At 65.8% G+C, this 7,265-nt stretch carries 14 protein-coding genes; 10 read left to right on the forward strand and 4 right to left on the reverse strand.

Features of this window, described 5'->3' with window-relative positions; genetic code table 11:
* Window positions 1-438 precede the first annotated feature (438 nt).
* Complete coding sequence (locus tag FDN03_RS15405; protein ID WP_138178479.1) at window positions 439-690, reverse strand: hypothetical protein; 252 nt, start codon at window positions 688-690, stop codon at window positions 439-441.
* Between the two features lie 153 nt (window positions 691-843).
* Here FDN03_RS15405 and FDN03_RS15410 point away from each other — a divergent pair, with 153 nt between their 5' ends.
* Window positions 844-1,068, forward strand: coding sequence for a hypothetical protein (locus tag FDN03_RS15410; RefSeq protein WP_138178480.1), 225 nt, complete (start codon window positions 844-846; stop codon window positions 1,066-1,068).
* 1 nt (window position 1,069) lies between these two features.
* On the opposite strand, the gene FDN03_RS15415 is transcribed toward FDN03_RS15410, so the two are convergent.
* On the reverse strand, window positions 1,070-1,333 hold the full coding sequence (locus FDN03_RS15415; RefSeq protein ID WP_138178481.1) for a hypothetical protein: 264 nt from the start codon (window positions 1,331-1,333) through the stop codon (window positions 1,070-1,072).
* Window positions 1,334-1,596: 263 nt separating this feature from the next.
* Here FDN03_RS15415 and FDN03_RS16485 point away from each other — a divergent pair, with 263 nt between their 5' ends.
* The 7 genes from FDN03_RS16485 (at window position 1,597) to FDN03_RS15435 (ending at window position 3,832) form a co-directional block, all read left to right on the forward strand.
* Window positions 1,597-1,773, forward strand: a complete 177-nt coding sequence (locus tag FDN03_RS16485; RefSeq protein ID WP_171021285.1) for a hypothetical protein — start codon at window positions 1,597-1,599, stop codon at window positions 1,771-1,773.
* A gap of 157 nt (window positions 1,774-1,930) precedes the next feature.
* On the forward strand, window positions 1,931-2,695 hold the full coding sequence (locus FDN03_RS15420) for a GntR family transcriptional regulator (RefSeq protein ID WP_138178482.1): 765 nt from the start codon (window positions 1,931-1,933) through the stop codon (window positions 2,693-2,695).
* Window positions 2,696-2,838: 143 nt separating this feature from the next.
* On the forward strand, window positions 2,839-3,003 hold the full coding sequence (locus FDN03_RS16490; RefSeq protein WP_157905386.1) for a hypothetical protein: 165 nt from the start codon (window positions 2,839-2,841) through the stop codon (window positions 3,001-3,003).
* Window positions 3,000-3,128 (forward strand): hypothetical protein, encoded by a 129-nt coding sequence (locus FDN03_RS16980; protein WP_256385370.1) that lies wholly within the window; start codon window positions 3,000-3,002, stop codon window positions 3,126-3,128. Before FDN03_RS16490 ends, FDN03_RS16980 begins: the two co-directional genes overlap by 4 nt.
* On the forward strand, window positions 3,125-3,304 hold the full coding sequence (locus FDN03_RS15425; RefSeq protein ID WP_071083489.1) for a hypothetical protein: 180 nt from the start codon (window positions 3,125-3,127) through the stop codon (window positions 3,302-3,304). Before FDN03_RS16980 ends, FDN03_RS15425 begins: the two co-directional genes overlap by 4 nt.
* 91 nt (window positions 3,305-3,395) lie before the next feature.
* Window positions 3,396-3,608: a hypothetical protein gene (locus FDN03_RS15430; protein WP_138178483.1), complete on the forward strand. Its 213-nt coding sequence runs from the start codon at window positions 3,396-3,398 to the stop codon at window positions 3,606-3,608.
* On the forward strand, window positions 3,608-3,832 hold the full coding sequence (locus tag FDN03_RS15435) for a hypothetical protein (RefSeq protein WP_138178484.1): 225 nt from the start codon (window positions 3,608-3,610) through the stop codon (window positions 3,830-3,832). Before FDN03_RS15430 ends, FDN03_RS15435 begins: the two co-directional genes overlap by 1 nt.
* Window positions 3,833-4,386: 554 nt before the next feature.
* On the opposite strand, the gene FDN03_RS15445 is transcribed toward FDN03_RS15435, so the two are convergent.
* Entirely contained in the window at window positions 4,387-5,511 is a 1,125-nt protein-coding gene (locus FDN03_RS15445) for a site-specific integrase (protein ID WP_138178486.1), read from the reverse strand.
* Window positions 5,512-5,634: 123 nt separating this feature from the next.
* Here FDN03_RS15445 and FDN03_RS15450 point away from each other — a divergent pair, with 123 nt between their 5' ends.
* Window positions 5,635-5,832 (forward strand): helix-turn-helix domain-containing protein, encoded by a 198-nt coding sequence (locus FDN03_RS15450; RefSeq protein WP_138178487.1) that lies wholly within the window; start codon window positions 5,635-5,637, stop codon window positions 5,830-5,832.
* Between the two features lie 212 nt (window positions 5,833-6,044).
* Complete coding sequence (locus FDN03_RS15455) at window positions 6,045-6,236, forward strand: hypothetical protein (protein WP_138178488.1); 192 nt, start codon at window positions 6,045-6,047, stop codon at window positions 6,234-6,236.
* Here FDN03_RS15455 and FDN03_RS15460 read toward each other — a convergent pair whose 3' ends face one another.
* A complete protein-coding gene (locus tag FDN03_RS15460; protein ID WP_138178489.1) occupies window positions 6,237-7,055 on the reverse strand; it encodes a hypothetical protein in 819 nt (272 codons plus the stop codon). It lies immediately after the preceding gene.
* Between the last annotated feature and the right edge of the window lie 210 nt (window positions 7,056-7,265).

Raw genomic sequence — 7,265 nt, forward strand, 5'->3', positions numbered from 1 at the left:
TTCGAACCGTCGCCGGAGGCGGTGGACCGGTTCTACCGGCTGGCTCGGGGTGAGATCACCGCGCATGAGGCGGTGGCGGAGGTGGTCGCGTCCTGCCCGCACCGGTACGGTTGATCGATGGCGAAGCCGGCAAAGGGACGGTCAGAGCAATGACACATCCGTCTGATCTTCCGTATCCGGTCCCAGAGCCGTCCGAGTGGGCCGAAGACCTAGCCCCCGAGACCGGACATCTTGTCGACGAGGCCATGGCCGATCTTGCGGCTGGCCGGTCGACGGTCCACACCTCATCCGCCGAGTTCGAGGCCCGGCTGTCCGAGGTGTGATCCGCCGACACCGGCTTGTAGCGGACGACCCTGGGCAGGAAGGTCGTTCCCGCACGCCTGACGGCCGCGATGGCTCCCACCTGGCAGGCAGGCGGGAGCCGCCCCAGCTGACCGGTCAGCCGGTCTCGCGCCATCCGGGCCGGTTCCGGTCCAGCCACTCCTCCACATCGGCACGGAGGAACAGCCGCAAATGCGGATGGTTGATCAACGGTTCGGGGAAACCCCGCCGCTCGGCGATCCGGTTCGCGTATGACCGGGACATGGGCTCGCCGCGCATCCGGCCGAGAAGGTGCCGCAGCTCCTCGACGTCGACGAGTGTGTCGATCTCAGACTGCGTGTAGACACGCTCCTCGTCACGGTCCGGCACCGGGCGGACGGTAGGGGTACATGGTCGTGGAAACAGGTCAGGGAGTACAACTGTCACCTACCTGGCTAGCCGTCAACCGGCCGCCAGACAGACAACGGCCCCGCCTGGTGCGGACACACCTGACGGGGCCCGACCCCGCTAGGAGGGGCCGTTGTGGGTGAAGTGTCTCATCATGCCAACCGTCGGGCTGCGCACGCCCAGCCGTCGAAGCCTGGCTTCGTTGAGATTTTCGTGGCAGATGGCCTGACCGCCGATCAGATGATCGGGAAGATCGCTTTAGAGGCCGGGGCTGCAGCCTGTTTAGATGACGTACGACTGGTCGGGATCCGCCCCGAGTACCGCGGGCACACGATGGTGTTCCGGACTGGTGGCGGCTAGGTCAACGCGGGTCGCGCCAGCCGGGCCGGTTCGCATCCAGCCACACCTCAACGTCGCCCCGCAGCCACAGGCGGATCTGCGGGGCGTCCGGAGACGGATGCGCGATTAGCGGGTCCGGGAAACCCTTCGAGTTCGCGACCGCGATCGCCGTGTTCCGTGCGACCCTCTGTCCGCGCCGCTTCCCGAGCAGATCCTGCAACTGATTGATCCCGACGAGGTCCCGCAGATCGGCGCGGCGGATCGTCTCCTCGTTGTCGGCTGGCACTCGCCGCACGGTAGGGAGGTACAGCTATCCCTGCTGGTCGCCATGTACACCTGTACCAGGCTCCGCTAGCGTGAGCGGTCCGCAACAAAAGCGTGGCCCCGCCCGGTGTCGCCACACCGGAACGAGGCCGACCGGTCAAAGGGGACCAGTCAATGGATCGATCATTTCACCGATTCCGACAGGCAGCCACACCCGGAGCGGCCATAGCGCGCATGCACCCGGAGCCGCCGGCGCCGGACGTAGGCCCGATACCCTCTCAGGTCGTGCCCGACGAGGACGGGGTGACCGTCTTTGTTGCCCATCCGGCGACTGCGGAAGATCTGATCCGCCTGCTGGTCCGCGCAACCGCGCGACGGCAAGATTTGGAGCTGTTGGCCATGGCCGAGGCCAAGGGTGGCTTCCTGGTCCGTCTCATGAAGGGCGGCAACCCGACAGGCTGAGCTGCCAGGTTTTGCCCTATTTGGGCGGACGTTCTAATCGAACATCTGTGCGTATTTCGGCTTGCACGTCACGACGATCACTACCACTCGACGACGCAAGCGTGCCGCTCTCGGCGTAGCCTAGCTAGCTAGGTAGCGAAGCATCCGGGAGGGCGCAATGATGATCGACCGTGGCGGAGGCCGTCACACCTACCAGACGATCGCCTGGGCGATCCGACGAGGGATCGAGGGTGGCGAGCTACGGGACGGCGACAAAATCCCCAGCCTGCCGACCATCCAAGCGGAGTACAACGTGTCCAACCCGACGGCCCAAGCCGCCGTCAGACTCCTCAAGTCCTGGCAGCTTGTCCGGTCGCGCCCCGGCGAAGGCACGTTCGTTTCCACCATCCGCCCAGTGATCAACACGATGACGGACATGACCTTGCCTAGCGCGGAAGGTAAGCGCCGGACATGGAAGGGGATCGTCGCCGAGTTCGGGCGCGAAGGCAGCCAGAAGCCCACCGGCGCGGGCCGCGCCGAGGCGCCCATCGAGGTTGCCGACGCCTTCGGCTACGACGCAGACACCCCGATAGCGTGGCGCCAGCGGCACCTGCTCATCGACGGTTTGGTTGCCCAGATCTCGACCTCCTATTACGCCGAGCAGGTCGCCGCCGCGATTCCCGAGCTGGTCAGCCCTGAGCGGCTGCGGACCAACTCCATGCAGATGATGGCCGACGTCGGCTTCGTCATCGTTCCAGGGTTGGGTCGGGACGTGGTCTACGGGCGAGGGGCGACCGAGGATGAGGCCCGGGTGTTCGAGATCAACATCGGCACACCGGTGACCGAGGATTTCCGGGTCGGTCGTGGCGCCGACGGCGAGGTACTGACGATCGAAACCATGATCTCGAACAGTGCGCTTCTGCGGCAGGCATGGGTGTTTTGACCTAAAAGTAACCCCAACCTAGCCACTTGACGAGCTAGCTAGCTAGCCCTAGCGTTGATCTCCTAGGGAGACAGGCGAACCCCGGCGCCAGCCGCCAAGCCTCAGCGCCGGGGTTCTTGATCCGACCCCGGGAGGTCGAACCCATGTCGCATCCTGCCCCATTTTCGTTCGTTCAGGACCCGCCGTTGCGTGGTCCGTCGCCGACCGACCCGTTCCCCGAGCCCGACGAGCTTCGGACCCTGCTCGGCGGTGACCTGCCGACCCGCGGCACCGTCCCGACCCAGCGCACCGGCGGAGGCTCCCTGTGAGCAACCCGACCGAGGGGATGACCCGCGAGCAGGCAAGGCAGTGGGTCGCGGAGCAGAAGAAGAACAACGATCTTGGCGGCGCCATCGTCCTCGCCGACGGCCGCCCCAAGGGGGGCTCCAAGTGAGCCGCATCCCCGAGCAGGAGCACGAGCTGCGTGTCCTGCTCGACATGGACATCGAGTCCATGACGGGCGACGCGCCACACCAGTGGGCGCGGAGAGTCCACGAGCTGGCCCCCGAGATGGCCGACAAGATCTGGATCAGCGGTCAGCCCGACGTGGAGACGGAGGGGCAGCGGTGAGCAAGTCGAGGGAGGAGCAGCTCGCCGAGCTGGACGAGGACGGCCGGATGGGCCGTCAGATCAAGGACATCATCACCAAGGGCGGCAAGTCGTGATCGCCACCGACACCGAGGGCCAGATCCGGGAGGCCTACTGGGGGCTCGCGGACGGTCCGCGGGTTCCTGTCTCCCTCGACGCCATCCGTCGCGCGCTACGAGAGGTTCCCGAGACCGCGGTAGACGCGGCCCTGAACCGCATGAAGGGCCGCCCTGGGGTCACGCTCGGCGCCAAGTCCACCCTGGCCCTCGACGGGCCGGTCTGGTGATGGCTACCGCCGAGGTTCTCGCCGCTGCAGCGCTACCGGCGGCGGCGGTGTTCGCCGCCTTGGACGCGGCCGAGGCGGAGGCTGCGAGCTACGCGGCCCGTGACCGGGACATCCGGCTCGGCCACGGGGAGCGGCTCTGTGATCTGGTCGCGGAGGGGCAGCGGGATGTGATCGCGTTGATCCGGGCGCTGCTCGGCGCGGATGCGGAGATGGCGGTCCGGTGAGCCGGCACCGGCGCTCCACCGCATGCTGGGTGCGGCTGCTCGACCAGGTCGGCGGGATGTGTGTGTATGGCTGCGGTCGGCCCGCAGATCATTTGGATCACATTCTGCCGTATTCGCAGGGTGGCAGCGGGGCCTTGGTGAACAGGGCGCCGATCTGCCGGCCGTGTGGGGAGTCGAAGGGCGACATGACGGTGTGGGAGTGGGTGCTGGTGCGGGCTGCGGAGTTGGCGGCTGGCTGTGAGCCGGCGGGGCGGGTTTCCGAGTAGGTCTGCTGATGCTGGTGGAACGGCCCTCTCGCTGATCATGGCGAGGGGGCCGTTTCGCGTACGGACTCCGATCTTGAAATCAAGATCGGAGTCCGTAAACAGTCCGTACGACGGCGGGCCGGGCCGGGATGCACAAGGATGCGCGGGGTGTCAAATGTGCTGCAAGGCAGGCACTATCACGGAGACCACTATGTGGTCCAGCCCTGGTATGCAGTTCTGGTTGAACAGATAAAATCGCAGGTCACAGGCTCGAAATGGCCCCCCAGTCCGCACGAAGCCCGCCTACTGTCAGCTAGGACGCTTGAACGCGCCCTCCAACCGGGCCCGAACACGGCTGTCATCCCGCTCCCACAGATGCGCGTACGTGTGCAGCGTGACGTGCGGCGTTGCATGCCCAAGGATGTACGCCACAGTCGTCACATCCTCACCAGCTCGGATCAGCGCCGACGCACACAGATGCCGAAGATCATGCGGGTCGAGTTCTGGGATCCCAACCTCGTTCCCTGCGTTCGCCAGCGCGGTGCGAAGCCCGGACTGCCCCCACGGCCTGTGCGGCAGACGATCCGACCAGAACAGGATCCCGTCCGGGCCGGTACTGCGGGCCTTCCTGGTGGCCTTCAGCGCGTCCATCGTGAAGCCGGGGACAGGCACGGACCGCCCCCGCGTACCGCGCTTCAGCGGTGCAAGCCGGCCCAGGCGCTCGTTCCACTGCTGGTCGATCCTCGCCATGTCGTCGTCCCACTCAACCCGGTCGTCGCAGAGGCCGAGCGCTTCGCCGATCCGCGGGCCGCAGGTTGCCATCAGCAGCACGGGGGCCCGCCAATGCTCGGCGAGCAGGTCGTGGATCTCCCACAGCTGCTGGTTGGTGGGGAGGAGCAGCGGCGTCGGCAGCACTTCGGGTAGTTCAACGTTGACGCAGGGATTGCGTCCGATGACCGCGTCGTCGACGGCACTGCGGAAGATCCCCTTGAGGATCCGGTAGGTGTAGACCACCGTCGATGCGTTGAGCGGCTCCTTCGACGCCTTGCCGGACAGGCGCATCCACTGGTTGACGAGTTCCTGGATGTCAGCGGTGCGGATGCCCCGCATCTGACGGCCGGCGAGCGGCTTGTACCGCGAATCGATGATCGACTCATAGTTGGTGCGGGTGGTTTCCCGCAGCCGCCGCTTGTTCGCCAGCCACCGGGCGACGTACTTCCCGAAGGTCTCCTGCCCGGCCGCGGGGTCGACGTGTGTGCCTGCTCGGACTGAGGCCCGCTGGGCCCGCTCCCAGTTGTCGGCGTCGGTCTTGCGTTCGAAGTTCTTGGCGTGCTCCTTGCCGTCGGCGTCGTAGTAGCGGGCCTGCCACCGCCGCACCTCTTTGATCTTCCCGTTGCGTTTGACCTGCTTGGGCTCGATCTCTTTGACGCTCACGGCGGGATCGTACGAGCAGTCCGCAGTGCCCTGGCAACCCCCGGCGACACTGGTCCTTCCCTCCGGTTCCCCTGCATCCAGTTTTGTGGGATGCTGCGTCCAGTTTTTAGGGATGGGGGGCGGATGGAGCCGCTACTGACGCCGGACCAGCTGGCCGAAGTTCTACACGTCGAGCCGAAGACGTTGGCGAACTGGCGGGGGATGAACCCGCCCCGGGGCCCTCGCTTCGTGAAGATCGGCAGCCTGGTGCGGTACCGGACGCTCGACGTGCTGGCGTACGTCCAGGCGATGACGGTGGAGACCGTGCTGGACACCGCTTGATAAACCGCAACACACCGGATCTTTTTTCCGGTTACAGGCAGTAAGGGACTTTATGCCCTAGCATGGTGCCCGGACGACACTAGCGGTAACTCAGCGTAGCTAGTTGCTCTGTGAACCACTAGCGTTACCCAACCTCACAGAAATGCAGGTCCAGGTGACCTATGGTGGGTTGTCCGTCGGGGGCGGATGATGGAGACGGGGGTCCGGAGACGATGGCCGATAACAGAGTGTTCCCTGCGCTGGCCAATGCGAAGGCCGCGATCGATGCGCTGAAGGAGACGAGTCACGATCCCCGCGTATCCAGGGCCGAGCAGCTCGCCGCGGCAATCGCCGCCGAAGCATGCGAACGACAGCTCAACCAGCTGAGCAAAGACGTCCGGTCCGGGCTACAGACGCCCCCCTAGTCAAGACTCGGCGGAGTCGTCGGCGTCAGGCCCGACCACAGGATCAGCGCTGGCCCCGCCAATTTCGCGGAACGCCTCGTCAAGTTCGTCGGCGTTGAGATTGTCATACAGGTCTTCAAGTGTCTGGCCTAGTGGCGCCGACTGGGGACGATGCGGTCCATTGGCGGGACGCGCGGACGCACGCAACAGGGCATCCGCTATCAGGTCCGCCGTCGTAACCCAGTCGGCCCGTCCCTGCTCGTCAAGCGTGTCAACCTTGGCGAGGATGCGCCGCAGTTCGGTTTCAAGATGCGAGTCGTCGGTCTGCTGCTCGCCGATGATGGTGCGGGCGAGCGCGTTGCGGATGGTCGCCTCGTCGACGTCGAGAGCATTCGCTAGCCCAAGGATCGCCCGGTCGCCTGGCTGCCGTTTCGGCGCCTCGCGTTCCATGCGGTGGACGTTGCTGGACGTGAGTAGGGGCCCTTTATCGTCTCTGCCAGACAGGCTGGCGACTGCTTCGAAGCTGAGCTTGGCCCGTGACCGATGATCAAAAATGAGCCATTGGAACGGGGTCGGTCGCTCCCTGGGGCGGATGGGTCCGCGCCCTAGCGCGTAGTCAGCGGCCGAGCCCGACTCCCACCACATGGTCGTGTCTACGGCGGTCAGGGTGGACAGGTTCAGCGCCAGCGTGCCGCTGCCCATCTTGTAGAAGGTGCTCTTGCTGACGGGGTAGAGGTGGCGGGGCATCATGCCCAGCTCGGTCATCCGTTCCCGCATCGCGGCGTGCAGGCGCAGGGTCTGCTCGGGCGTCAGCCGCCCCGTCGTCCGCTCATCAGCCACGGCGGTAAGGGTCCCATAACCAACTCCGGCTGGGTGGCTCGAACCCAAGTCCGGTTCGTGTCTGTAGCCGAAACGTGGCCCTGCGCTGCCACAAAAGTCCAGGTCGGTCCAGCTCTTGACTGTTTCTGGAACATCCTGGAAGATCTAGGCATGGAGACAGGCCAGGAACGGCACCTAGGGCTGGTCGAGGAGCAGTGGTTGACCACCGTC

It is taken from the genome of Glutamicibacter sp. V16R2B1 (assembly GCF_005774635.1).
Classification (GTDB): domain Bacteria; phylum Actinomycetota; class Actinomycetes; order Actinomycetales; family Micrococcaceae; genus Glutamicibacter; species Glutamicibacter creatinolyticus.